Annotated in this window: 25 protein-coding genes and 1 tRNA gene; 15 read left to right on the top strand and 11 right to left on the bottom strand. The window is 71.3% G+C overall.

Translation table 11 applies throughout. The annotated features are described in order from the left end of the window. Positions 1-118 precede the first annotated feature (118 nt). Positions 119-1,447 carry a nicotinate phosphoribosyltransferase gene (locus ACQ614_RS13460; RefSeq protein WP_431678788.1) on the bottom strand — a complete coding sequence of 443 codons (1,329 nt, stop codon included), beginning with the start codon at positions 1,445-1,447 and terminating at the stop codon, positions 119-121. 150 nt (positions 1,448-1,597) lie between these two features. Here ACQ614_RS13460 and clpS point away from each other — a divergent pair, with 150 nt between their 5' ends. From clpS to ACQ614_RS13420, 8 genes are all read left to right on the top strand, one after another. Then, positions 1,598-1,891 (top strand): ATP-dependent Clp protease adapter ClpS, encoded by a 294-nt coding sequence (gene clpS, locus ACQ614_RS13455; protein ID WP_431678787.1) that lies wholly within the window; start codon positions 1,598-1,600, stop codon positions 1,889-1,891. 86 nt (positions 1,892-1,977) lie between these two features. Continuing rightward, a complete protein-coding gene (locus ACQ614_RS13450) occupies positions 1,978-2,556 on the top strand; it encodes a DUF2017 domain-containing protein (RefSeq protein WP_431678785.1) in 579 nt (192 codons plus the stop codon). A gap of 178 nt (positions 2,557-2,734) precedes the next feature. Further along, positions 2,735-4,177, top strand: a complete 1,443-nt coding sequence (locus tag ACQ614_RS13445) for an amino acid permease (protein ID WP_431678784.1) — start codon at positions 2,735-2,737, stop codon at positions 4,175-4,177. 97 nt (positions 4,178-4,274) lie between these two features. Then, positions 4,275-4,706: a Mov34/MPN/PAD-1 family protein gene (locus tag ACQ614_RS13440; protein ID WP_431678782.1), complete on the top strand. Its 432-nt coding sequence runs from the start codon at positions 4,275-4,277 to the stop codon at positions 4,704-4,706. Positions 4,707-4,845: 139 nt separating this feature from the next. After that, positions 4,846-4,962 carry a putative leader peptide gene (locus ACQ614_RS13435; protein ID WP_363487588.1) on the top strand — a complete coding sequence of 39 codons (117 nt, stop codon included), beginning with the start codon at positions 4,846-4,848 and terminating at the stop codon, positions 4,960-4,962. A 97-nt stretch (positions 4,963-5,059) separates the two neighbouring features. Further along, positions 5,060-5,338 (top strand): MoaD/ThiS family protein, encoded by a 279-nt coding sequence (locus tag ACQ614_RS13430; protein ID WP_363487586.1) that lies wholly within the window; start codon positions 5,060-5,062, stop codon positions 5,336-5,338. Further along, positions 5,338-6,306, top strand: coding sequence for a PLP-dependent cysteine synthase family protein (locus ACQ614_RS13425; protein ID WP_431678781.1), 969 nt, complete (start codon positions 5,338-5,340; stop codon positions 6,304-6,306). Before ACQ614_RS13430 ends, ACQ614_RS13425 begins: the two co-directional genes overlap by 1 nt. A 251-nt stretch (positions 6,307-6,557) precedes the next feature. Beyond that, complete coding sequence (locus tag ACQ614_RS13420; protein ID WP_431678779.1) at positions 6,558-7,310, top strand: MBL fold metallo-hydrolase; 753 nt, start codon at positions 6,558-6,560, stop codon at positions 7,308-7,310. A 19-nt stretch (positions 7,311-7,329) separates the two neighbouring features. On the opposite strand, the gene ACQ614_RS13415 is transcribed toward ACQ614_RS13420, so the two are convergent. Further along, positions 7,330-8,235 (bottom strand): branched-chain amino acid transaminase, encoded by a 906-nt coding sequence (locus ACQ614_RS13415; protein ID WP_431678777.1) that lies wholly within the window; start codon positions 8,233-8,235, stop codon positions 7,330-7,332. 140 nt (positions 8,236-8,375) lie between these two features. Between ACQ614_RS13415 and ACQ614_RS13410 the strand changes: the two genes are divergently transcribed. Next, complete coding sequence (locus tag ACQ614_RS13410) at positions 8,376-9,332, top strand: LuxR C-terminal-related transcriptional regulator (RefSeq protein ID WP_431678776.1); 957 nt, start codon at positions 8,376-8,378, stop codon at positions 9,330-9,332. Here the strand turns inward: ACQ614_RS13410 and ACQ614_RS13405 are convergent. The 5 genes from ACQ614_RS13405 to ACQ614_RS13385 form a co-directional block, all read right to left on the bottom strand. Next, positions 9,329-9,796 (bottom strand): hypothetical protein, encoded by a 468-nt coding sequence (locus ACQ614_RS13405; protein ID WP_431678774.1) that lies wholly within the window; start codon positions 9,794-9,796, stop codon positions 9,329-9,331. The genes ACQ614_RS13410 and ACQ614_RS13405 overlap by 4 nt on opposite strands. After that, positions 9,793-10,317 carry an RNA polymerase sigma factor gene (locus ACQ614_RS13400; protein ID WP_431678773.1) on the bottom strand — a complete coding sequence of 175 codons (525 nt, stop codon included), beginning with the start codon at positions 10,315-10,317 and terminating at the stop codon, positions 9,793-9,795. Before ACQ614_RS13400 ends, ACQ614_RS13405 begins: the two co-directional genes overlap by 4 nt. Next, the gene (locus tag ACQ614_RS13395) at positions 10,310-10,780 is read right to left on the bottom strand and encodes a DUF3995 domain-containing protein (RefSeq protein ID WP_431678772.1); all 471 of its coding nucleotides are present in this window, start codon (positions 10,778-10,780) and stop codon (positions 10,310-10,312) included. The genes ACQ614_RS13400 and ACQ614_RS13395 overlap by 8 nt, the downstream gene beginning before the upstream one ends. Positions 10,781-10,965: 185 nt before the next feature. Continuing rightward, positions 10,966-12,240, bottom strand: coding sequence for a PTS transporter subunit EIIC (locus ACQ614_RS13390; RefSeq protein ID WP_431678771.1), 1,275 nt, complete (start codon positions 12,238-12,240; stop codon positions 10,966-10,968). Positions 12,241-12,474: 234 nt separating this feature from the next. After that, a complete protein-coding gene (locus tag ACQ614_RS13385) occupies positions 12,475-13,767 on the bottom strand; it encodes a PTS transporter subunit EIIC (protein ID WP_431678769.1) in 1,293 nt (430 codons plus the stop codon). Positions 13,768-14,112: 345 nt separating this feature from the next. Here ACQ614_RS13385 and ACQ614_RS13380 point away from each other — a divergent pair, with 345 nt between their 5' ends. The 4 genes from ACQ614_RS13380 to rdgB all read left to right on the top strand — a co-directional run bounded on the left by ACQ614_RS13380 (position 14,113) and on the right by rdgB (position 16,361). Continuing rightward, a complete protein-coding gene (locus ACQ614_RS13380) occupies positions 14,113-14,349 on the top strand; it encodes a glucose PTS transporter subunit EIIB (RefSeq protein ID WP_431678767.1) in 237 nt (78 codons plus the stop codon). Positions 14,350-14,432: 83 nt separating this feature from the next. Then, positions 14,433-15,167 carry a ribonuclease PH gene (gene rph / locus ACQ614_RS13375; protein ID WP_431678766.1) on the top strand — a complete coding sequence of 245 codons (735 nt, stop codon included), beginning with the start codon at positions 14,433-14,435 and terminating at the stop codon, positions 15,165-15,167. A 157-nt stretch (positions 15,168-15,324) separates the two neighbouring features. After that, on the top strand, positions 15,325-15,714 hold the full coding sequence (locus tag ACQ614_RS13370) for a hypothetical protein (protein ID WP_363487564.1): 390 nt from the start codon (positions 15,325-15,327) through the stop codon (positions 15,712-15,714). A gap of 38 nt (positions 15,715-15,752) precedes the next feature. Next, entirely contained in the window at positions 15,753-16,361 is a 609-nt protein-coding gene (gene rdgB / locus ACQ614_RS13365; RefSeq protein WP_431678765.1) for an RdgB/HAM1 family non-canonical purine NTP pyrophosphatase, read from the top strand. 66 nt (positions 16,362-16,427) lie between these two features. On the opposite strand, the gene ACQ614_RS13360 is transcribed toward rdgB, so the two are convergent. After that, positions 16,428-16,509 (bottom strand) — tRNA-Leu (locus ACQ614_RS13360). Positions 16,510-16,562: 53 nt separating this feature from the next. Then, a complete protein-coding gene (locus tag ACQ614_RS13355) occupies positions 16,563-17,219 on the bottom strand; it encodes an HNH endonuclease (RefSeq protein ID WP_431678764.1) in 657 nt (218 codons plus the stop codon). Between the two features lie 265 nt (positions 17,220-17,484). On the opposite strand from ACQ614_RS13355, the gene ACQ614_RS13350 reads away from it, so the two are divergent. Next, positions 17,485-19,929, top strand: coding sequence for a chitinase C-terminal domain-containing protein (locus ACQ614_RS13350; RefSeq protein WP_431678763.1), 2,445 nt, complete (start codon positions 17,485-17,487; stop codon positions 19,927-19,929). A 246-nt stretch (positions 19,930-20,175) separates the two neighbouring features. Here the strand turns inward: ACQ614_RS13350 and ACQ614_RS13345 are convergent, their stop codons facing one another. Further along, positions 20,176-20,838: a hypothetical protein gene (locus ACQ614_RS13345; protein WP_431678761.1), complete on the bottom strand. Its 663-nt coding sequence runs from the start codon at positions 20,836-20,838 to the stop codon at positions 20,176-20,178. Between the two features lie 204 nt (positions 20,839-21,042). Continuing rightward, the gene (bcp, locus tag ACQ614_RS13340) at positions 21,043-21,516 is read right to left on the bottom strand and encodes a thioredoxin-dependent thiol peroxidase (protein ID WP_431678760.1); all 474 of its coding nucleotides are present in this window, start codon (positions 21,514-21,516) and stop codon (positions 21,043-21,045) included. Between the two features lie 142 nt (positions 21,517-21,658). On the opposite strand from bcp, the gene ACQ614_RS13335 reads away from it, so the two are divergent. Further along, complete coding sequence (locus ACQ614_RS13335) at positions 21,659-21,997, top strand: DUF3618 domain-containing protein (protein WP_431678758.1); 339 nt, start codon at positions 21,659-21,661, stop codon at positions 21,995-21,997. Positions 21,998-22,112: the final 115 nt, after the last annotated feature.

The raw sequence follows: 22,112 nt of genomic DNA, 5'->3' as shown, positions 1-22,112 counted from the left end.
CTGCCGGTCCCAGAACCGGCTCGGGACCGGGCGGGTCCCGGGCGGATCCCGGGGAGAGTGTGGTGGTGTCGAGAAGACTGTAGGGAGTGACGCGCGTAGGCGGAAGGCCCGCCGGGCGTCACCCGGCGGCGGTCGCGCCGCTCAGCAGCTCGGTCACGATCACGGGCTCGCCCTTCGACAGCTGGGTGGCCGACATCGGCAGTCCGGCACGGGCGCGCAGGTGGCGTTCGCGCGCCGCTTCCAGCGGCTCGCGCCCCACCACCTCGCCGCCGCGCACCAGCGGCACGTGCAGCAGGTGCGGCTCCAGCTGGGCGGGCACCGGGCCGATGCCGACCACCTCGGCCTCGGCGACGCCGTCCTCGTCGGGGCGGCGGGCCGCCCACTTGAGGCCGCCGGTGCTGGTCTTGCCGCCGGCCGACCGCTTGGCCACCGGGACGAGCGGACCGCCGGGCACCGCCTCCCGGGCGACCAGCTTGTAGACCATCGCGCAGGTGGGGTGGCCGCTGCCGGTGACCAGGTTGGTGCCCACGCCGTAGCCGTCGACCGGTGCGGCGGCGAGCGCCGCGATGGCGTACTCGTCCAGGTCCGAGGTGACGATGATCCGGGTCTTGTGCGCGCCCAGGTCGTCGAGCTGGCGGCGCACCCGGTGGGCGAGCAGCGTCAGGTCGCCGGAGTCGATGCGGACGGCGCCGAGGTCCGGGCCCGCCACCTCGACCGCGGTGCGGACGGCCTCGGCGAGGTCGTAGGTGTCGACCAGCAGGGTGGTGCCGCGGCCCATCGACTCGACCTGGGCGGTGAAGGCGTCCCGCTCGCTGTCGTGCAGCAGGGTGAAGGCGTGCGCGGCGGTGCCGGTGGTCGGGATGCCGTGGGTGAAGCCCGCCTCCAGGTCGGAGGTGGCGCTGAAGCCCGCGATGTACGCGGCGCGGGCGGCCGAGACGGCGGCGAGCTCGTGCGCCCGGCGGGCGCCCATCTCGATCACCGGGCGGTTGCCGGCGGCCGCCGTCATCCGCGAGGCCGCGGCGGCGATCGCCGAGTCGAAGTTGAGGATCGACAGGACCAGCGTCTCCAGGATCACCGCCTCCGCGAAGCTGCCCTCCACGGTGAGCAGCGGCGATCCGGGGAAGTACACCTCGCCCTCGGGGTAGCCGTGGATGTCGCCGGTGAAGCGGTAGTCGGCGAGGAAGCGCAGGGTCGCGTCGTCGACCACCCGCTGGTCGGCCAGCCAGTCGAGCTGCGGGCCGGTGAAGCGGAAGTTCTCCACGGCGTCGAGCACCCGGCCGGTGCCGGCGACCACGCCGTAGCGGCGGCCGTTGGGCAGGCGGCGGGTGAACACCTCGAAGACCGAGCGGCGGTGCGCGGCACCGCTGCGCAGGGCGGCCTGAAGCATGGTGAGCTCGTAGCGGTCGGTGAGCAGCGCAGTGGAGCGGTGCGCGGTGATGGCGTCCATGACGATGATGCTACTACCACTTAGCGTCAGAGTGACGATTTCTCCGCTGTGATGTCGACCCGGATTCGCTCGGAGGTCCCCCGGATGGAAGCATGAGGAAAGGGGGAGACGCGCCTTCACCCCGGTCAGCCGCAGAGGAGAGAGCCAGTCGTGAGTGTCGCGCCGGTCGAGATCGAGCGTCCGGAGGTCGAAGGCGTCCCTGCGGTGGAGCCGGACACACCGTGGGTGACCATCGTCCACAACGACCCGGTGAATCTCATGAGCTACGTCCAGTACGTGTTCCAGGCCTACTTCGGGTACCCGAAGGACAAGGCCCGCCAACTCATGATGGAGGTGCACACCAAGGGGCGCGCCGTCGTCTCCAGCGGCACCCGGGAGGAGATGGAGCGCGACGTGCAGGCGATGCACGGATACGGGCTCTGGGCGACCCTCCAGCACGACTGACGCCGCACGGCCGCGCCGCCGGGGCGCACCCGCAGGACACCGCACACGCAGACCCACTAACACGCAGACGGGCTGATTCAGAACTCATGGCTGGGTTGTTCCAGAGCGCCGGCAAGGGCGCCGCCGCGATCGCACTCGACGAGGTGGAGGCCTCCATCCTCCGGTCGCTGGAGGTGCAGATGCTGGAGCTGATCGGCCCCGGCCCCGGCGGCGGCGCCAACGAGGACCCGCTGGCCGCACTGTTCGCCGAGGGGCCGACGGAGGCCCCCGGTGACCCGGCGCTGGCCAGGCTCTTCCCCGACGCGTACGGCGAGCCGGGCGAGCCCGCGGACTCGGAGACCCGGGCGATGGCCGGCGAGTTCCGCCGCTACACCGAGATCGACCTGCGCGCCCGCAAGCGCGAGGACGCCCTGAGCGTCGTCCGCGCCCTCGACGGCCTCGGCGGCGACGGCGGCGTGCTCACCGTGCCCGCCGGGGAGTGCCCGCGCTGGCTGGGCGCCCTCAACGACCTGCGGCTCACCCTCGGCTCCCGCCTGGAGGTCACCGAGGAGGACGAGGAGGGCCTCTACGCCCTGCCCGACGCCGACCCGCGCAAGCCGCTGGTGATGGCCTACCTCTGGCTCGGCGGCATGCAGGAGTCCCTGCTGGAGGCCATGACCGCCTGAGCCCGGCTATCCGCCCGCATCCCCCTGTCCAGCATCCGGACTGGGGGATGCGGCATTTCGGGCACCTGCCGTCGAATCCGGACATGACATGCTCAATTAACGCTCAGATGGACACCGGTATCCGTGCGCACCGTGGTACGACTTCTCACCTCCCCACGATCAAGGACGGTGCGCGCCCATGGCCGATCAGCGCTACGACGAGGCGGTCCACGCCGACCACGGCGAGGAGGGCTACGCGCGCGGACTGGGCAGCCGCCAGATCCAGATGATCGCCATCGGCGGCGCGATCGGCACTGGCCTCTTCCTCGGCGCCGGCACCGCCATCTCCAAGGCGGGCCCCAGCCTGATCCTCAGTTACGCGGTGGCCGGCCTGGTGATCTTCGTCATCATGCGCGCCCTCGGCGAACTCCTCACCTACCGCCCGGTCTCCGGCAGCTTCTCCGAGTACGCCCGGGAGTTCCTCGGCCCGTTCGCCGGCTTCGCCACCGGCTGGACGTACTGGCTGTTCTGGGTGGTCACCGGCATGGCCGAGACCACCGCCGCGGCGGTCTACGTGCGGTACTGGGCGCCCGGCATCCCGCAGTGGGTCAGCGCACTCGCCTTCCTGGTGCTGCTCTACGGCGCCAACCTGATCTCGGTGAAGCTCTTCGGCGAGATCGAGTTCTGGTTCTCGATGGTCAAGGTCACCGCCATCCTCGGCATGATCCTCATCGGCATCGGCGTCCTCACCCTCGGATTCTCCGACGCCGGCGACACCGCATCGGTCACCCACCTCTGGTCCGACGGCGGCTTCTTCCCCCAGGGCATCGGTGCCACCGTGATGACCCTTCAGATCGTCATGTTCGCCTACCTCGGCGTCGAACTCGTCGGCGTCACCGCCGGCGAGAGCGAGGACCCGGCGCGGACCCTGCCGCGCGCCATCAACACCCTGCCCTGGCGGATCGCGCTCTTCTACATCGGCGCCCTGGTCGTCATCCTCTCGCTCGTCCCGTGGCGGGAATTCGCGCCCGGCGTCAGCCCGTTCGTCGCCGCCTTCGAGAAGGTCGGCATCCCGGCCGGCGCCTCCGTCATCAACTTCGTGGTGCTCACCGCGGCACTCTCCTCCTGCAACTCCGGCATGTACTCCACCGGCCGGATGCTGCGCGACCTCGCCCTGCGCGGCCAGGCCCCCGGCCGGCTCACCGCACTCAACTCCCGCCGCACCCCGGCCGCCGCCATCACCGTCTCCTGCCTGCTGATGGGCGTCGGCGTGCTGCTCAACTACCTCGCCCCCGGCAAGGCCTTCGAGTACGTCACCTCCGTCGCCACCGTCTGCGGCCTGTGGACCTGGGCGGTCATCCTGGTCGCCCAGATCCGCTACCGCCGCGCCTGGCAGGCCGGCCGGCTGCCCGCCCCCACCTTCAAGGCGCCCGGCGGCCTGTGGCCGAGCCGGCTCGCGCTCGCCTTCCTCGTCCTGGTCGTCGTCCTCATCGGCTTCGACGAGGACGCCCGGATCTCGCTGTACGTCTTCCCGGTCTGGGCCGCCCTGCTGGTCGTCGGCCACCTCGTGCTCGCCCGCACCCGACCCGAGGCGCTGCACGGCGGCTCCGGCGACCAGGTGCACGCCGACGCCGACCGCTGACGGCCGCCGACGGCCGCGTATCACCGGCCGTCCGGCAGCCGAGACGGGAGCCGGTCCCGGGCCCTGCCCCGGGACCGGCGCTGGCTATCCTGGCCGCATGCTGACCATCACCCGAGAACTGCGCGACCGCATCGTGGCCCACGCCCGCGCCGACCACCCGGACGAGGCCTGCGGCGTGGTAGCCGGTCCGGAGGGCAGCGGACGGCCCGAGCGGTTCATCCCGATGCTCAACGCGGCCCGCTCGCCCACCTTCTACGAGTTCGACTCCGGCGACCTGCTCAAGCTCTACCGCGAGATGGACGACCGCGACGAGGTCCCGGTGATCGTCTACCACTCGCACACCGCCACCGAGGCCTACCCCTCCCGCACCGACGTCAGCTACGCCTCCGAGCCCGAGGCGCACTACGTCCTGGTCTCCACCGCCGAGGGCAACGGCGAGGACGACCCGTACGAGTTCCGCTCGTTCCGCATCGTGGACGGCGAGATCACGGAGGAGGACGTCGAGGTCGTGGAGGAGTACGCGGCCTGACCCGGGCCTGCAGCGGCCGACCCGCCGTCCGGCCCGCGACCGGCCGGGCATCGGCCCGCGTCTCGCCATGGGATACGGAAACATCCGTATCGCGAGACGTGGATGCCGGAGCGGGGGCGGGAATCTATACGATGAGTCCATGCGTTCCGTCGATGTGACCAACCGGGCCCCAGGCATCCGCCTCGTGGCGCGCCTGCACGTCGACCTGTGCCGGCTCGCCAGCGCGATCTGTCCCGGCACCGCCGACGCCCACTGACTCGGCACCGCCAGCCCGCCCCGGCCGTCCCGGGGCCGTCACCCCTGCCGCGCCGCGTGCGGCGGCCCACCCGACCCACCTCCACAGGAGCGCAGCCATGGCCATCGAGGTCCGCATCCCGACCATCCTCCGTACGTACACCGACGGCGCCAAGGCCGTCGAAGGCGCCGGCAACAACCTCGGCGAGCTGTTCCAGGACCTCGACAGCCGCCACCCCGGCATCGCCGAGCGCCTCCTGGACGCCGGCGAGCTCCGCCGCTTCGTCAACGTCTACCTGAACGACGAGGACGTCCGCTTCCTCGAGGGCATCAGCACCGCCCTCGCCGACGGCGACAGCATCACCATCCTCCCCGCCGTCGCCGGCGGCATGAAGTAATGCGCTACGACAGCCCCATCGAGGCCGTCGGCAACACCCCGCTGGTACGGCTGCCGCGCCTGTCGGCAGCCGTACCCGGGAACGCCGACGGCCTGGTGAGCCTCTGGGCCAAGCTGGAGGACCGCAACCCCACCGGCTCGATCAAGGACCGCCCCGCCCTACACATGATCGAGCGGGCCGAGGCCGACGGCCGGCTCACCCCCGGCTGCACCATCCTCGAGCCCACCAGCGGCAACACCGGCATCTCGCTCGCCATGGCCGCCAAGCTCAAGGGCTACCGCATGGTCTGCGTCATGCCCGAGAACACCAGCGAGGAGCGCCGCGAGCTGCTCCGCATGTGGGGCGCCGAGATCATCTCCTCCCCGGCCGCCGGCGGCTCCAACACCGCCGTCCGGATCGCCAAGGAGACCGCCGCCCAGCACCCCGACTGGGTCATGCTCTACCAGTACGGCAACCCGGACAACGCCGGCGCGCACTACGCCGGCACCGGCCCGGAGATCCTCGCCGACCTGCCCACCGTCACCCACTTCGTGGCCGGCCTCGGCACCACCGGCACCCTGATGGGCGTCGGCCGCTACCTGCGCGAGAAGGTCCCCGGCGTGCAGATCGTCGCCGCCGAACCCCGCTACGACGACCTCGTCTACGGCCTGCGCAACCTCGACGAGGGCTTCGTCCCCGAGCTCTACGACGCCGAGGTGCTCACCACCCGCTTCAGCGTCGGCTCCGCCGACGCCGTCCGGCGCACCCGCGAGCTCCTCCAGCAGGAGGGCATCTTCGCCGGCGTCTCCAGCGGCGCCATCCTGCACGCCGCGATCGGCGTCGCCCGCAAGGCCGCCAAGGCCGGCGAGCGCGCCGACGTCGTCTTCGTCGTCGCCGACGGCGGCTGGAAGTACCTCTCCACCGGCATCTACACCGCCGAGTCCACCGAGGCCGCGGTCGAGGCCCTGCAGGGCCAGCTCTGGGCCTGACCCCCGCAGACCCCCGAGGCGCGGCACCCCCACGGGTGCCGCGCCTCAGCCGTTCCGCCCCGCCGGAGCACCCGCCGCAAACCCCTGCCACCGGACCCGGCTCGTTCTGGTGATTCCAGCCACAGCCCGGCACGGAGACGGGGGCAAAGTGCCGCGCGCCCCTTACCCTCGACAACGCGAAGGGGCACCACTACCGACAGGTAGTGCCCCGTCGGCGTGGACCATGACCCATCGGGGCGGAGGGGCTCGGCATGAAACTGACCGTGGTGGGGTGCTCGGGGAGCTTCCCGTCCGCTGAGTCCCCCTGCTCCAGCTACCTCGTCGAGGCCGAGGACTACCGGCTCGTCCTCGACCTCGGCAACGGCGCACTCGGCGCCCTGCAGAAGTACACCGGCCTCTACGACGTCGACGCAGTCATGCTCAGCCACCTGCACGCCGACCACTGCGTCGACCTCTGCGCCTACTGGGTCGCCCGCAACTACCGCGTCGAGGGCTGCCCCGCCCCCGTCCCCGTGTACGGACCCCACGGCACCGCCGAACGCCTCGCCCGCGCATACGACATGCCGGAGGAACCGGGCATGAAGGAGGTCTTCGACTTCCGCCAGCTCGGCAACCTCACCTTCGACCTCGGCCCCTTCCGCATCACCAGCACCCGGGTCAACCACCTAGACGCCGAGGCCTACGGCTTCCGCATCGAACACGGCGGCGCCTCGCTCGTCTACTCCGGCGACACCGGCGAGTGCGCCGACCTCGTCGAGCTCGCCCGCGGCGCCGACCTCTTCCTCTGCGAGGCCGCCTACACCGACGGCAAGGAAACCTTCCAGGCCATCCACCTCAACGGACGCGAGGCCGGCGAACACGCGGCCGCCGCCGGAGTCGGCCGCCTCGTCCTCACCCACATCCCCCCGTGGACCGACGCCGAACACAACCGCCGCGACGCCGCCGCCGCCTTCCCCGGCCCCGTCGACCTCGCCCGCCCCGGCGCCGTCTACGAACTGACCTGAAGGCGCCCCCACGGCCTGCTCACACCCGGGTCAGCCAGTGCCCGTACCGCCGGTCCCCGCCGGACACCGCCGCCCGGTACGCATCCGCCAGGCGCTTCGTCAACGGGCCAGGAGCCGAAGGCAGTTCACGGTCGTCCAGTGAACCGACCGGCGCGACCCCGGCCGCCGTCCCGCACACGAACACCTCGTCCGCCGCATACAGGTCCGACCGCAGCAACCGCTCCACCCGCACCTCCACCCCCAGCCCCCGGGCCAGCGCCAGCACCGTGTCCTGCGTGATCCCCTCCAGCGCACCCGCCGCCACCGGCGGCGTCCGCAGCACCCCGTCCCGCACCGCGAACACGTTCTCCGCACTGCACTCGCTCACCGAACCGTCCGCGGCCAGCAGCAGCGCCTCGTCGTACCCCGCGTCCGTCGCCTCCCGCCGCGCCAGCACCGAATTCAGGTACGGGCCCGTCGCCTTGGCCGCCGGCGGCACACAGTTCGGGTCCGTCCGCCGCCAACTGCTCGTCTTCAACCGCAGCGGACGCGAAGCCGCCTGCTCCGGCCACTCCCACGACGCGATCACCGTCGTCGTCGCAGCGCCCCGCATGTCCAGCCCCATCGTGCCGTACCCCAGGAACGCGAAGTGCCGCACATAACAGGCACCCTGGCCGTTCGCCCGGAGCAGCTCCACCGTACCCGCCGCCAACTCCCCGACACCGTACGGCAGCGGGAGCCGCAGCATGCGCGCACTGCGCACCAGCCGGCGCAGATGGTCCTCCAGCCGGAACACCGCCGGCCCCTCCTCCGTCTCGAACACCCGGGTGCCCTCCAACACCCCCGTCCCGTAGTGCAGCCCGTGCGAGAGCACATGGACCTGCGCCTCCCGCCACGGCACCAGCACACCGTCGAACCAGATCGAAGAAGCCTCTGCCATCGTCATGCACGCCATCCTGACCCCCGCCCGGGCCCCCGCGGCCGCCCCGCGCAGGGGCTGAACCGGCCATGGCCGGGACCGGATCCACCGTCCCGGATGCTGGAATTCGCGGTCCGCCCACCGGGCCGCTGACTATCGTCCCCGCCGTGGAGCACAGCACCGCCCTCTACCGCCGCCTGCGCACCGACCCCGGCCGCCCCCTGCCCGAACTGCGCGACGAACTCGGCTGGAGCGAAACCGAGTTCGACCGGGCAATCGGCGAACTCCGCGACCTCGGACTGCTCCAGCCCACCGCCGCCACCGGCAGCGGACTCACCGCCGTCTCCGTCGCCTCCGCCGTCCGCCACCTCCTCGCCGACGCCGACGGACACCTCGCCGAACTCTTCACCGCCGTCCGCCGCACCCGCGACTCCGTCGAACACCTTCACACCCGCTACCTGCCCGCCCAGACCGACCCCGGCGACGAGGACACCCACCACCTCGTCCACGGCACCGACCGCATCGCCGCCCTCCTCGAGGACGCCGCCCGCAGCGCCCGCACCGAAGCCCTCTCCCTGCGCCCCGGCCAGGACCACTCACCGACCGCCCTCGACGGCAAACTCGCCCGCGAACGCATCGCCCTCGCCCACGGCGTCCGGCTGCGCACCGTCTACCCGGCCGCCGCACTGCGCCACCCGGACGTGCTGGCCCACGTCCAGGAGCTCACCGCGGCCGGGGCCGGCATCCGGGTCGCCCACACCCTGCCGCTGTGGCTGATCGCCGTGGACACCACGATGGCCGTGCTGCCCGCGCCCGGCGGCGCCCCGGACACCGCCCTCGTCGTCCGGGACCCGGCCGTCCTCGCGGTGGTCCGCGAGCTGTTCGAGTACTTCTGGGCGGCCGCCTGGGTGCCGCCCGACCTCCTCGGCCGCCCGGCGCCCGACGACCGCCACCGCGAAGTACTGCGACTGCTCTCGGCCGGACTGACCGACCAGGCGATCGCCCGGAAGCTGGAGATCTCCGAGCGCACGGTGCGCCGCCTGGTCTCCGACCTGACCACCGACCTCGGCGCCCAGAGCCGCTTCCAGGCGGGCGTGCACGCCGCCCGCCTCGGCTGGATCTAGCGACTCCCGCCCACCCGCTGCCGCAGGCGGGCCAGGGCCAGTCGCGGCTCGCGGCGGGTGCCCAGCGGGACGAGTGCCGCCCGGCCCGGTACCCGGACGCCGCCGGTCAGCGCCACCCGGGTGGCACCGGCACCGTCGGCGACCGCGGCCATCCCGACGATCAGGAACCGGCTCTGCAGCCAGCACCAGCCCGGCCGGAGCACCCCGTCGAACCGGGCCCGCATCCCGTACCGGCTGCGCGCCAGCGCCGCCACCCGCTCGCCGTCCCGGCGGGTCACGCGCAGACTGCGCATGTCCGGCTGGAAACGGCCGAACTCGCCCTCCAGATCGGCCATGACCGCCCACACCCGGTCGAACGGCGCGTCGACCACACCCTCGGTGACGTGGGCACCGTGGATGCCCGCGGCCATCACGTGCAGCCGCCGCACCGGGTCCAGCGGGGCGGTCGGGTCGTCCGTCGTCATGCCGTCCACATCCTTCGGAATACGGTCCGGGCGCGGTGCAGCCGGGACTTCACGGTGCCCTCGGGGATGCCGAGCAGCCCGGCGGCGGCCCGCTCGTCCAGGCCCTCGACATCGCGCAGCAGCAGGACGGCCCGGTGCTCGGGGGTGAGCCGGCCCAGCACGTCCCGGATGTCCGCGGCGAGCTGCGCGTCCCCGGGCGAGGGCAGTGCGGCGAGTTCGGCGGGGGTGTCCCGGCCGTCCCGGCGGGCCACCCGCACCGCCTCGCGGACGGCCAGCACCCGGACCCAGCCGTACAGCGCTTCCGGGTCCCGCAGCGAGCGCAGGCCCCGGAAGACGGCGGTGAGCGTCTCCTGCACCGCGTCCTGGCGGCCGGCGGGGGCGGCGGGCCCGCAGATCCGTCCGCAGATCCGCCCGACGTAGGGCGTGAGGTGGTCCAGCAGGTCGCTCATCGCGAGGGTGTCCCCGCGCCGGGCGGCGCGGGCCAGCGCCACACCGCGGGAGCGGTCGTCGGGATCAGCCACGGCGGAAGTCTCGCACCGGTCGGCTCGGGCCGAGCCCGGCGGCCCGGGCCGCCGCCGCGCCGAAGCCGAGGCAGAGCGGCGTGTACAGCACCAGGTTGAGCAGGTGGAAGGTGCTGCCGGGGTCCGTGCCGAGGCCGCAGGCCCACACCAGCCCGGCCGCCCCGCGGAGCAGCAGCCCGGCGGCCACGGCGGCGGTGGCCAGCCGGCAGAGCCGGGCGGTGCGGGGGCCGCCGAGGCCGTACGCGCGGGCGAGCACCGCGGCCGCCGCGGTCAGCAGCACGGCGGCGAGCGGCAGCACCACGGGCGGCGTGAACGGGACGTCGGCGTTGAGCACGGCCTGCGAGAGCGTACGGCTGTCGGCGGCGGGCCAGGTGAGGCCGGTGGCCCAGTACAGGTGGAGTGCGGCGTCGGCGGCCAGCAGCCCGGCCACCGCCGTTCCGGTGTGCTGCGCGGTGCGGTTCACCAGGTTCCCCCTCGGTTCGGTCGGCCGGGTCGGCCGGTCGGCGCGGTCCCGTCGACGGGCCGTCACGGGAGAGGGAGGAGCGGCCCCGGCCGGACGTTCCGTGTGTCCTGCCTCACACCGGGCGGGAACAGTGACGGACCCCGCCCTGAACAGCGGGGCGGGGTCCGTGCGGTGGGGGAGGGACGTCAGGCCTTGGTGACGTCCTCGACCTCGGTGTCGTCCTCGCGACCGGGGGTCTTGAGGTTGAACTTGGTGATCGCGAAGCGGAAGAGCACGTAGTACAGCGCGGCGAAGACCAGGCCGATCGGGATGATCAGCAGCGGGTGGGTGGCCTTGCTGAAGCCGAGGCCGTAGTCGATCAGGCCGGCCGAGAAGGTGAAGCCGGCGTGCACGCCGAGCGCCCAGGTGACGGCCATGGAGACGGCGGTCAGCACCGCGTGGATGGCGAACAGGACCGGGGCGATGAAGAGGAAGGCGAACTCGATCGGCTCGGTGACACCGGTGACGAAGGAGGTCAGCGCCAGGGACATCATCATGCCCATCACGGCGGCGCGGCGCTCCGGCCGGGCGGCGTGGGCGATGGCGAGCGCGGCGGCGGGCAGCGCGAACATCATGATCGGGAAGAAGCCCGACATGAACTGGCCGGCGGTGGGGTCGCCCGCGAAGTAGCGGGTCAGGTCGCCGTGCACCACGGTGCCGTCGGCCTTGGTGTAGTCACCGGTCTGGAACCAGGCGTAGGAGTTGACGAACTGGTGCATGCCGACCGGCAGCAGACCGCGGTTGATCAGGCCGAAGGCGCCCGCACCGAAGGCGCCCGCACCGATCAGGCTGTCGTTGAGGCTGCCGATCGCGTCGCCGACCGGGCCCCAGAGCAGTGCGAAGACCACGCCCACGGCGGTGCCGACGAACGCCATGATGATCGGCACCAGGCGGCGGCCGTTGAAGAAGCCCAGCCAGTCGACCAGCTTGGTGCGGTGGAACTTCTGCCAGAGCACGGCGCTGAGCAGGCCGATCACGATGCCGCCGAGCACGCCCGGGTTCTGGTAGGTGGGTGCGATCCACTTGCCGTCGGCGATGTGGCCCTCGGTGATCGGGAACGCGGTGAGCACGTTCTTGTACACCAGGAAGCCGACCAGGGCGGCGAGGGCGGTCGAGCCGTCGGCCTTCTTGGCGAAGCCGATGGCGATGCCCACCGCGAAGAGCAGCGGGAGGTTGCTGAACACGGCGTCGCCCGCCGTGCTGAACACCGCGGCGACCTTGTCCCAGCCGAGGCCGTCCTTGCCGAAGACGTCGTCCTGGCCGAGACGGAGCAGCAGGCCCGCGGCCGGCAGCACGGCGATCGGCAGCTGGAGGCTGCGGCCGATCTTCTGCAGGCCCTGGAGCGTGCTCTGGCCGATCTTCTTGATCGGGGAGGGTGCCGGTGCCGCGGCGGGCGCCGGTGCCTGCGCAGTCGTACTCATGGGGTGGTTCCTAACGGCAGGGCGGGTCGGTGGGGGTGCATCGGGGGCCGACTCGCAAGCTGGTCTACACCACAAGTGGTGTAGACCAGTTTCTAACACGCGCCTGACGGAGGGGGGAACCCTGGAAAGCGCTGCAGGTGGGAAGCGCTATGAAATCGAAACCTTGTTGCGGATCGACGATCTTGACTGCGCGCGGTCACCCCGCCTTTTGGCGAGTTGCGCAACAAATGGCCCTCAGGCCTTGGTCACGTCCTCGACCTGGTCCTCGTCCTCCCGTCCGGGCGTCTTCAGGTTGAAGTGCACGATCACGAAGCGGAACAGCGCGTAATAGACCACCGCGAATCCCAGGCCGATCGGAATGATCAGCCACGGTTTCGTCGCCAGCCCCCAGTTGATGACGTAGTCGATCAATCCGGCGGAGAAGCTGAAGCCGTCGTGCACCCCCAGGGCCCAGGTCACCGCCATCGACGCGCCGGTCAGCAGGGCGTGCACGACGAACAGGGCGGGCGCGATGTAGGCGAAGGAGTACTCGATCGGCTCGGTCACCCCCGTGACGAAGCTGGTCAGCGCCACCGAGGTCATCAGGCCGTAGATCTCCTTGCGCCGGTGCGGCTTCGCCGAGTGGGCGATGGCGAGCGCGGCGGCGGGCAGCGCGAACATCATGATCGGGAAGAAGCCCGAGGTGAACTGGCCGGCCGTCGGGTCGCCCGCCAGGAACCGCGGGATGTCGCCGTGCACGACCTCGTCCGTGCCGGGCTTGGTGTACTCGCCGAACTGGAACCACACGAAGGTGTTGATCAGCTGGTGCATGCCGATCAGCAGCAGCAGCCGGTTCGCCAGGCCGAAGATGCCCGCGCCGCCCGCGTCGAGATCGGCGAGCCACTGGGAGAAGTCGTTCATCGCCCGGCCGATCGGCGGCCACACCCACAGCCCCAGGCAGGCCAGCGCCAGCCCCGCCACCGCCGTGATCATCGGCACCAGCCGGCGCCCGTTGAAGAAGCCCAGCCAGTCCACCAGCTTCGTCCGGTGGAACCGCACCCACAGCCACGCCGACATCAGGCCGATCAGGATGCCGCCCAGTACGCCCGGATTCTGGAACACCGCCGCGCTCGACGTGTCGGCCGAGAAGTCGATGCACTGGTTGCCCTGGATCGTGCCGGCGCACTGCTCCCGGTCCGGGAAGGCCCGCAGCACGTTGTAGTACACGAGGAAGCCCGTCACCGCCGCCAGTGCCGTCGAACCGTCCGACTTCTTCGCCATCCCGATCGCCACGCCGATGCAGAACAGCAGCGGAAGGCCCAGATTGGAGTCCAGCAGGGCGCCGCCCGCCGCCGCGAACACCTTCGCCACGTTGTCCCAGCCCAGGCCGTCCTTGCCGAACACGTCGTCCTGGCCCAGCCGGTTCAGGATGCCCGCCGCCGGCAGCACCGCGACCGGCAGCTGCAGGCTCCGGCCCATCTTCTGAAGCCCGCTGTAGAAGGACTGCCACCACGGTGTCGGCGCGGGTGCCGTACCTGCTGTACTCATCCGAGTCCTCCGCGTGCGGTCGTCGGCCCGTCCCGGGGTCCGTTCCGCCCACCCGCGGCATACACCTACTATTGGTGTAGACCACTTGGGTGGGCGGGCGGACGCCGGACGGCAGCCCGATGATCGCCATCCTCCGGCCCGGCCGCACCCCCGTGCGCGCCAAAATGGGCCAAAAGTGGACTGGCGTGGCAAACCGCCCCGAAAAGGGAAATGCTTGTCGCGCCGCCGGCCGACACGGAACCTGAACCCGCGTCACCACACACCGGCACCACCGCACCACTGCAACGACGCGGCAACGGCACCCGACACCACCCCGCCGAACCGCCGACAGACAGGGAGACACACATGGCCAGCAAGGCAGAGAAGATCGTCGCCGGCCTCGGCGGAATCGACAACATCGTCGAGGTCGAAGGCTGCATCACCCGCCTGCGCACCGAAGTCGTCAACCCCGACGTCGTCGACGAAGCCGCCCTCAAGGCCGCCGGCGCCCACGGCGTCGTCAAGATGGGCACCGCCATCCAGGTCGTCATCGGCACCGACGCCGACCCCATCGCCGGCGAAATCGAAGACATGATGGACTGACCGCCCCCCACACCACCACGGCCCGCCGCCCCCACCAGGACGGCGGGCCGCACCACACCCCACAACGACTACGCTCGATGCCTATGTCACGCATCGACGGCCGCACCCCCGACCAGCTCCGCCCCATCACCATCGAACGAGGCTGGAGCAAGCACGCCGAAGGCTCCGTCCTCGTCTCCTTCGGCGACACCAAAGTCCTCTGCACCGCCAGCGTCACCGAAGGCGTCCCCCGCTGGCGCAAGGGCACCGGCGAAGGCTGGGTCACCGCCGAATACTCCATGCTCCCCCGCGCCACCAACACCCGCGGCGACCGCGAATCCGTCCGCGGCAAAATCGGCGGCCGCACCCACGAAATCAGCCGCCTCATCGGCCGATCCCTCCGCGCCGTCATCGACCACCGCGCCCTCGCCGAAAACACCATCGTCCTCGACTGCGACGTCCTCCAGGCCGACGGCGGCACCCGCACCGCCGCCATCACCGGCGCCTACGTCGCCCTCGCCGACGCCATCGCCTGGGCCCGCGACAAGAAGATCCTCCGCGCCAAGGGACAACCCATCACCGGCGGCGTCAGCGCCGTCAGCGTCGGCATCATCGACGGCACCCCCATGCTCGACCTCCGCTACGAAGAAGACGTCCGCGCCGAAACCGACATGAACATCGTCTGCACCAGCGACGGACGCTTCGTCGAAGTCCAGGGCACCGCCGAAGGCGCCCCCTTCGACCGCGCACTCCTCGACCAACTCCTCGACCTCGGCACCCTCGGCTGCGCCGAACTCGACGAGATCCAGCGCAAGGCCCTCGGCCAACTCGAAGGCTGACCCCGCATTGTCGACCCGGCACAGGCCGCGGGCGCGCATCCTGTACACGGCGCGCCCGCAGCCCGTACCGTTCGGACCGGAACCGGAGGAACCGGCACGGCACCACCCGCCGTCCCACACCACGGACCCGCGCCCACCACACAACGGAGGACACCCGATGCCGGACAGCCTCACCCGCTCCACCACCCTCGCCGTGGCCGGCCTCGTCCTCCTCCTCCCACTCAGCGCAGTCAGCTGCTCCGCCGCCCAGAAGGCCCTCGACTGCGGCAACACCGCCGTCCGCATCACCAACGACATCGCCCAGGCCGGCGACGCCTTCAACAATGCCGCCAACGACCCCGCCGCCGCCGGCCAGGCCCTCCAGACCCTCAAGAACGACCTCGACCAGATCAGCCGCAACTCCAGCGACACCGACGTCTCCCAGGCCGTCACCGACCTGCAGACCCAGGTCGACAAGGCCCAGCAGGCCATCGACAACAAGCAGGTCCCCGACCTCAAGCCCCTCGGCGACGCCGCCGGCAACCTCAGCAAGGCCTGCACCGGCTGACACCCCCGAGCATGCGGCCCCTCGCTAGGGTGGGCCGCATGACTGCACGACGCCTCGTCCTCGCCACCCGCAACCGCCACAAGGTCGCCGAACTCCGCGACATCCTCGGCGACGCCGGACTCGACGTCGAACTCGTCGGCGCCGACGCCTACCCCGAGATCCCGGACGTCCCCGAGACCGGCGTCACCTTCGCCGAGAACGCCCTCCTCAAGGCCCACGCCCTCGCCAAGGCCACCGGCCACCCCGCCGTCGCCGACGACTCCGGCCTCTGCGTCGACGTCCTCGGCGGCGCCCCCGGGATCTTCTCCGCCCGCTGGTCCGGCAAGCACGGCGACGACCGCGCCAACCTCGAACTCCTCCTCGCCCAGCTCTCCGACATCGCAGAGCCCCACCGCGGCGCCCACTTCGCCTGCGCCGCCGCCCTCGCCCTCCCCGACGGCACCGAACGCGTCGTCGAAGGCCGCCTCCTCGGCACCCTCCGCACCACCCCCACCGGCGACGGAGGCTTCGGCTACGACCCCATCCTCCAGCCCCTCGGCGAGACCCGGACCTGCGCCGAACTCACCCCCGCCGAGAAGAACGCCATCAGCCACCGGGGCCAGGCCTTCCGCGCCCTCGCCCCGGTCGTCCGCGAGCTGCTGGGCTGACCCAACGCCGAAGGCCCGCCCTGGAGATCCCTCCGGGGCGGGCCTTCGTTTCTTAAGGCAAATACGTGCGGCCGAAGGGATTCGAACCCTCAAGCCCTCACGGGCCGACGGACCTAAACCGCCTGCGTCGCCTTTGCGCCACGGCCGCTTGTATCGCAGCCAACATGCTACAGCGGGACGCGCCCGGACCGGTCGGCCGGTTCAGCGAGTTCCGCGCCTTTGGTTCCGCCCGCAGTAGGTGTCGGTCGTCGCGTGGCAGTTCGGGCACAGAAGTCGGAGGTTCTCGGCCCGGTTGTCGAGCCAGTCGCCGCTGACGTGGTCGACCTCCAGGGTGAGGGCCCGACCCTGCCACACCGGTCCAGTGCCGCAGTCGGCGCAGACGTCCGGCCGCCCGATGTGGACGAGCATCGCGCGCAGTTGGCGCCCCCGGATGCGGTGGCTACCCGGCGGCCGGCGGACGAGCAGCTCCTCAGGCCTGCGCAGCGGCCCGGTTCTGCGCCCCTTGTTGTGGGCCGCGCCGGTGAAGTGCGAGGTGTCGACACAATGCTCCAACAGTGCTGCCTTTACCTGGCGGCGACTGGCGCCGGTGTCCGGCAGCCCCAGGGCGCGCAGCACCGCTGCGATGCTGGAGCTCGCGGCGGCAACCTCGGCGAGCCGCTCGGGCGGCAGGGCGCTGGGCCGACGGCGCGGCGGTTCCGCGAAGTGCGAGGTGTCGATGCCGTACTCCCTGAGCCGCCTGCTCAGGTAGCTCTGGGTGCCGCCCGCGAGCGGAACGCCGAGCCGGCGGAGCATGTCGTTGACGCCGACCGCCTCCGCCGCCGTCGTGGCGAGGAGGTCGCGGGTGTATCTGACCTGCATGTGTGCCCCCGTGTGGGTTCCTGTGTTCGGTACCCGTCCCCCAGTCTGGAAACGATCGGGCGGGGCGGGGGTCACGGGGGAGTTCAGCTCTTTATTGGTACAGACCTATTGACCGGGATGGTCCAGACCACATAGCTTCGGCGCACTCTGTGGTTCGGCGGCCGGGTGGTTGACGGCGCGTCGGCTGCGGTGTGTCCGACCCTCCCCCACTTGCGCGTCCGGCTTCCCCACTCGGACGTGCCGACACTCTCTCCTGGAGGACCGAGTGTTGAACCGAACCCTGACGGCGCAGCGTCGTTCTGCCGTCGGCAGCCACCGGGCGTCCGGCCGGCGGGCGGCTGCGGCCGCCACGGCTGCGGCCGGTCTGGCGGGCCTGCTGCTGGCGACGCTGGGTGCGTCGCCCTCGCAGGCGGCCGCCGACAACCAGTCCTGTCGTCCCGACGGCATGTACACCACCCCGGGTGTGGACGTCCCGTACTGCGACGTCTACGACACTGCGGGCCGCGAGAAGATGGGCGCCGACCACCAGCGTCGGATCATCGGCTACTTCACGGGCTGGCGCACGGGCCAGGACGGCACCCCGGCCTACCTGGTCAACAGCATTCCGTGGGACAAGGTCACCCACCTCAACTACGCCTTCGGCCATGTCGGCAGCGACAACAAGCTGTCCGTGGGTGCGGACTCGGCGACCAATGCGGCGACCGGGATGACCTTCCCGGGTGTGGCCGGTGCGGAGATGGACCCGAGCCTGCCGTACAAGGGCCACTTCAATCTGCTGACGAAGTTCAAGAAGCAGTACCCGAATGTGAAGACCCTGATTTCGGTGGGTGGTTGGGCCGAGACGGGCGGCTACTTCGGGGACGACGGGAAGCGGGTCGCCTCGGGCGGCTTCTACTCGATGACGGTGAATGCGGACGGTTCGGTCAACCAGGCCGGTATCAACACGTTCGCGGACTCGGCGGTCGACTTCGTCAAGAAGTACGGCTTCAACGGTGTCGACATCGACTACGAGTACCCGACCTCGATGAAGGACGCCGGCAACCCGCTGGACGCGACCGTCTCGAACGCGAAGCGCGGTTCGCTGGTCAAGGGCTACGCGGCGCTGATGAAGACGCTGCGCGAGAAGCTCGACCGGGCGAGTGCGGCGGACGGCAAGCACTACATGCTGTCGGTCGCGGCGCCGTCCTCGGGTTATCTGCTGCGCGGTATGGAGACGTTCCAGGTGACGCAGTACCTGGACTACGTCAACATCATGTCGTACGACCTGCACGGTGCCTGGAACAAGTACGTGGGTCCGAACGCCTCGCTGTACGACGACGGCAAGGACGGCGAGCTGGCCGCGGCCAATGTGTACGGCACCTCGCAGTACGGCGGCATCGGCTACCTGAACACGGACTGGGCGTACCACTACTTCCGCGGTGCGATGCCGGCCGGCCGGATCAACATCGGTCTGCCGTACTACACCCGCGGTTTCAAGAACGTCACCGGTGGCACCAACGGCCTGTGGGGCACTGCCTCGACGTCGACCTGCCCGGCGGGCTCCGGCCTGACGGCCTGTGGTGACGGCGCGGTCGGCATCGACAACCTGTGGCACGACCTGGACGACAACGGCAAGGAGTCCCCGGCGGGCTCCAACCCGATGTGGCATGCCAAGAACCTGGAGAAGGGCATCGTCCCGGACTACCTCTCCAAGTACGGTCTGACGGACACCGCGCTGCAGGGTTCGTACACCCGCAACTACAGCTCCCAGCTGGTGGCGCCGTGGCTGTGGAACGACAGCAAGAAGGTGTTCCTGTCCACCGAGGACGAGGAGTCGGTGGGCGCCAAGGCCGACTACGTGGTGAACCAGGGCGCCGGTGGCGCGATGATCTGGGAGCTGGCGGGCGACTACCGCTGGGACGCGGCCGCGAACGGCGGCAAGGGCGAGTACGTGCAGGGTTCGACGCTGACCTCGCTGATGTACGACAAGTTCAAGGCGGCTTCGGCGTACGGTGCGACGCGTTCGACGATCGCGCTGCCGCAGCAGACCCTGCCGATCGACGTGTCGTTCACCAACTTCGCGCTGGGTGACTCGAACTACCCGATCAACCCGAAGATCCACATCGTCAACAACTCGACGGTGACCCTGCCGGGTGGCACGGAGTTCCAGTTCGACTACGCGAACTCGGCGCCGGGCAACGCCAAGGACCAGTCGGGCTTCGGTCTGACGGTGATCCGGCAGGACCACACCGCGGCGAACAACGTGGGCGGTCTGAAGGGTGTTTACAACCGCGTGTCGGTGAAGCTGCCGAGCTGGCAGTCGCTGGCGCCGGGTGCGTCGATCGACATGGACTTCGTCTACTACCTGCCGGTGTCGACGCCGGCGAACTGGACGGTCAACGTCGGCGGCACGCTGTACGGCCTGACCGGTGACCTGACCCGTGGCTCGACCGGTGCGACCGCTTCGCCGAGCGCCTCGGCGTCCGGCTCCTCGTCGGCCAGTCCGTCGGCCTCGGCCAGCGCCTCGTCGAGCAGTTCCCCGAGCAGCTCGGCCAGCCCGACCGGCGGCACCTGCACCGCGCCGAGCTGGAACGCGGCGACCGTCTACGCCACCACCGGTACCAAGGTGTCCTGGAAGGGCCACCAGTACAGCAACAAGTGGTGGACGCAGGGCGAGGACCCCTCGACCACCGGTCAGTGGGGTGTGTGGAGCGACCTCGGTCCGTGCTGAGTGACCTGAGGTGAGGAACGGCGGTGGCGGTCGACCCGGTCGGGGGGTCGGCCGCCACCGCTGCTGTTGCGCCCCTGGGCGCGTTTGGCGGTCATGGATGGCCCAAGGGGCGCGGGGAACTGCGCAATTCGGATGCGGGCCGCCGTGCAGATCAGGCTCGGCCCGTGCCGTCATGACGACCACTCCCGGACTGCGCAGTTCCCCGCGCCCCTGAATCGACCACCCGAGTGCCCTCTGAAGACGGCCCTACTGCTCGAGGTCGGCGCGCATGGCGGCGAAGAGCTTGGCGGCTGCGGCGGGGGTGGACTGCGGGAAGAGCGCGACGGCGGCGGTGGAGGAGTCGGCCCAGCCGCAGAGTGCGTCGGCGCCGTAGGGGAGGCATTCGAGGCTGCCGCCGAGCGGGCCGGCCGCGTAGGCGGTGCCGGTGCCGGGGTCGCCCTTGGAGCCGTTGCCGGCGGCGTAGTCGATGAGGCCGCGCCACAGGTGCTCGCGGCGCTTGTTGGTGTCCTCGGGGACGTTGTCGACGCCGACGAAGAGGATGCGGCGGCCGGAGGTCTGGCCGATCCGGTCGTAGTTCTCGACGACGAGGTTCATGCCGTCGCGCATCTCGCCGGGGTCGACGGGGACGTCGGTGACGGCGCCGTCGCCGGTGGACTTGGTGAGGCCGCCGGCGTGCTGGGCGGAGACGACGGTGTGCTTGCCGCCGGCCTTGCCGCTCTGCTTGGCGGTGGCGGACGGGGTGGCGGCGGCGGGGCTGCTGGGCGCGGTGGCGGGGGTGGTGGTGCCGGCGGGCGGCGGGGCGTCGGCGGTGGTGCCGGCCTCCGGGTCGCAGGCGGTGAGGGTCAGGGCGGCGGCCAGGGCGCCGGCGGCGAGGAGGCTGCGGGCGGTGCGGGGTCCGATGCTCGGCACGGTGTCTCCTGGGTGCGTGGTGGGCGCGGGCTGCTGGACCCGACGCCGACAGACGCTAGCGGTCGGCGGCCCCGGCCCCGGTGGCCTTGTCCGTCCCAGAACCCCATCGGTACACATCGGTGACACGGTGACAGTCCGGTGCGGTGGCGAAAACGCCGCGGCGGGCACCGGGAGTCCCGGTGCCCGCCGCGTGCCGACGGGGTGTCAGGCGCCGATCCTCAGGTCGCGCAGCAGCTTGGCGACGTGGCCGGTGGCCTTGACGTTGTAGAGGGCGTGCTCGACCTTGCCCTCCTCGTCGACGACGACGGTGGAGCGGATGACGCCGACGACGGTCTTGCCGTACAGCTTCTTCTCGCCGTAGGCGCCGTAGGCCTCGAGGACGGACTTGTCCTCGTCGGAGACGAGGGTGACCTTGAGGTTCTCGGTCTCGCGGAACTTGCCGAGCTTCTCCGGCTTGTCGGGGGAGACGCCGATGACGTCGTAGCCGGCGCCTGCGAAGACCTCCAGGTTGTCGGTGAAGTCGCAGGCCTGGGTGGTGCAGCCGGGGGTGAGGGCGGCCGGGTAGAAGTACACGATCACCTTGCGGCCGAGGTGGTCGGCGAGGGACACCTGGTTGCCGTCGGCGTCGGGCAGGGTGAAGGCGGGGGCGGTGTCGCCCGCCTTGAGGCGCTCGCTCACGGTGGATCTCTCCTCGTGCTGGACGGGTGGTCGTACCCCGGCAAACCTACCCCTGTTGGTGGGTGGCGCTGCGCGGCGCGTGGGGCGAGCTGACAGACTGTGCGTGTCGCAAAGGACAGCATCAGTGATTGGGGTGGCTCTCGTGGCCCAGGCGAGCAAGGACAAGGCGGCGCGAACGACGGCCCAGATCGAGGCGGACATCGCGCAGGCCCGTGAGCGGCTCGCGTCGACGCTGGACGAGCTGGCAATGCGGGTGCACCCCTCGACGGTTGCGGCGCAGACGAAGGCCCGGATGCTCGGGGCGGTGGAGCAGAAGGCCGGCCGGGCGTACGTGGCGGCCAGTGGGGCGCTGGAGCAGGTGAAGGCCGGTTTCACGGACGAGAAGGGCCGGCCGCGGCCGGAGCGGGTGGTGCCTGCGGCGCTGGTCGGTCTGGGTGTGGTGCTGCTGGTGGCGTCGGCCCGTCGGCGCGGCCGCGGCTGAGCGCGTCGGGGAGAGGGCCGGGACGCAACTGCGTCCCGGCCCTTTCCGTATGGCGGGCACCGGCGGGCCCGACGTGCACCCGGGGGCCGTCGGGCGGGTACGGTCGGGGCGTGAG

It is taken from the genome of Kitasatospora dryopteridis (assembly GCF_050749075.1).
GTDB lineage: Bacteria > Actinomycetota > Actinomycetes > Streptomycetales > Streptomycetaceae > Kitasatospora.
This window is presented reverse-complemented; position numbering and strand designations above follow the sequence as displayed.

What these genes read in the sequence shown, in the direction of transcription:
- ACQ614_RS13460 (WP_431678788.1), bottom strand. Translation starts at nt 1,447, where the DNA reads ATGGACGCCATCACCGCGCACCGCTCCACTGCGCTGCTCACCGACCGC.
- ACQ614_RS13440 (WP_431678782.1), top strand. Translation starts at nt 4,275, where the DNA reads ATGCTGACCATCACCCGAGAACTGCGCGACCGCATCGTGGCCCACGCC.
- ACQ614_RS13430 (WP_363487586.1), top strand. Translation starts at nt 5,060, where the DNA reads ATGGCCATCGAGGTCCGCATCCCGACCATCCTCCGTACGTACACCGAC.
- ACQ614_RS13450 (WP_431678785.1), top strand. Translation starts at nt 1,978, where the DNA reads ATGGCTGGGTTGTTCCAGAGCGCCGGCAAGGGCGCCGCCGCGATCGCA.
- ACQ614_RS13420 (WP_431678779.1), top strand. Translation starts at nt 6,558, where the DNA reads ATGAAACTGACCGTGGTGGGGTGCTCGGGGAGCTTCCCGTCCGCTGAG.
- ACQ614_RS13355 (WP_431678764.1), bottom strand. Translation starts at nt 17,219, where the DNA reads ATGCAGGTCAGATACACCCGCGACCTCCTCGCCACGACGGCGGCGGAG.
- ACQ614_RS13370 (WP_363487564.1), top strand. Translation starts at nt 15,325, where the DNA reads ATGCCGGACAGCCTCACCCGCTCCACCACCCTCGCCGTGGCCGGCCTC.
- ACQ614_RS13425 (WP_431678781.1), top strand. Translation starts at nt 5,338, where the DNA reads ATGCGCTACGACAGCCCCATCGAGGCCGTCGGCAACACCCCGCTGGTA.
- rdgB (WP_431678765.1), top strand. Translation starts at nt 15,753, where the DNA reads ATGACTGCACGACGCCTCGTCCTCGCCACCCGCAACCGCCACAAGGTC.
- rph (WP_431678766.1), top strand. Translation starts at nt 14,433, where the DNA reads ATGTCACGCATCGACGGCCGCACCCCCGACCAGCTCCGCCCCATCACC.
- ACQ614_RS13445 (WP_431678784.1), top strand. Translation starts at nt 2,735, where the DNA reads ATGGCCGATCAGCGCTACGACGAGGCGGTCCACGCCGACCACGGCGAG.
- ACQ614_RS13405 (WP_431678774.1), bottom strand. Translation starts at nt 9,796, where the DNA reads ATGACGACGGACGACCCGACCGCCCCGCTGGACCCGGTGCGGCGGCTG.
- ACQ614_RS13385 (WP_431678769.1), bottom strand. Translation starts at nt 13,767, where the DNA reads ATGAGTACAGCAGGTACGGCACCCGCGCCGACACCGTGGTGGCAGTCC.
- ACQ614_RS13415 (WP_431678777.1), bottom strand. Translation starts at nt 8,235, where the DNA reads ATGACGATGGCAGAGGCTTCTTCGATCTGGTTCGACGGTGTGCTGGTG.
- ACQ614_RS13380 (WP_431678767.1), top strand. Translation starts at nt 14,113, where the DNA reads ATGGCCAGCAAGGCAGAGAAGATCGTCGCCGGCCTCGGCGGAATCGAC.
- ACQ614_RS13390 (WP_431678771.1), bottom strand. Translation starts at nt 12,240, where the DNA reads ATGAGTACGACTGCGCAGGCACCGGCGCCCGCCGCGGCACCGGCACCC.
- ACQ614_RS13435 (WP_363487588.1), top strand. Translation starts at nt 4,846, where the DNA reads ATGCGTTCCGTCGATGTGACCAACCGGGCCCCAGGCATCCGCCTCGTG.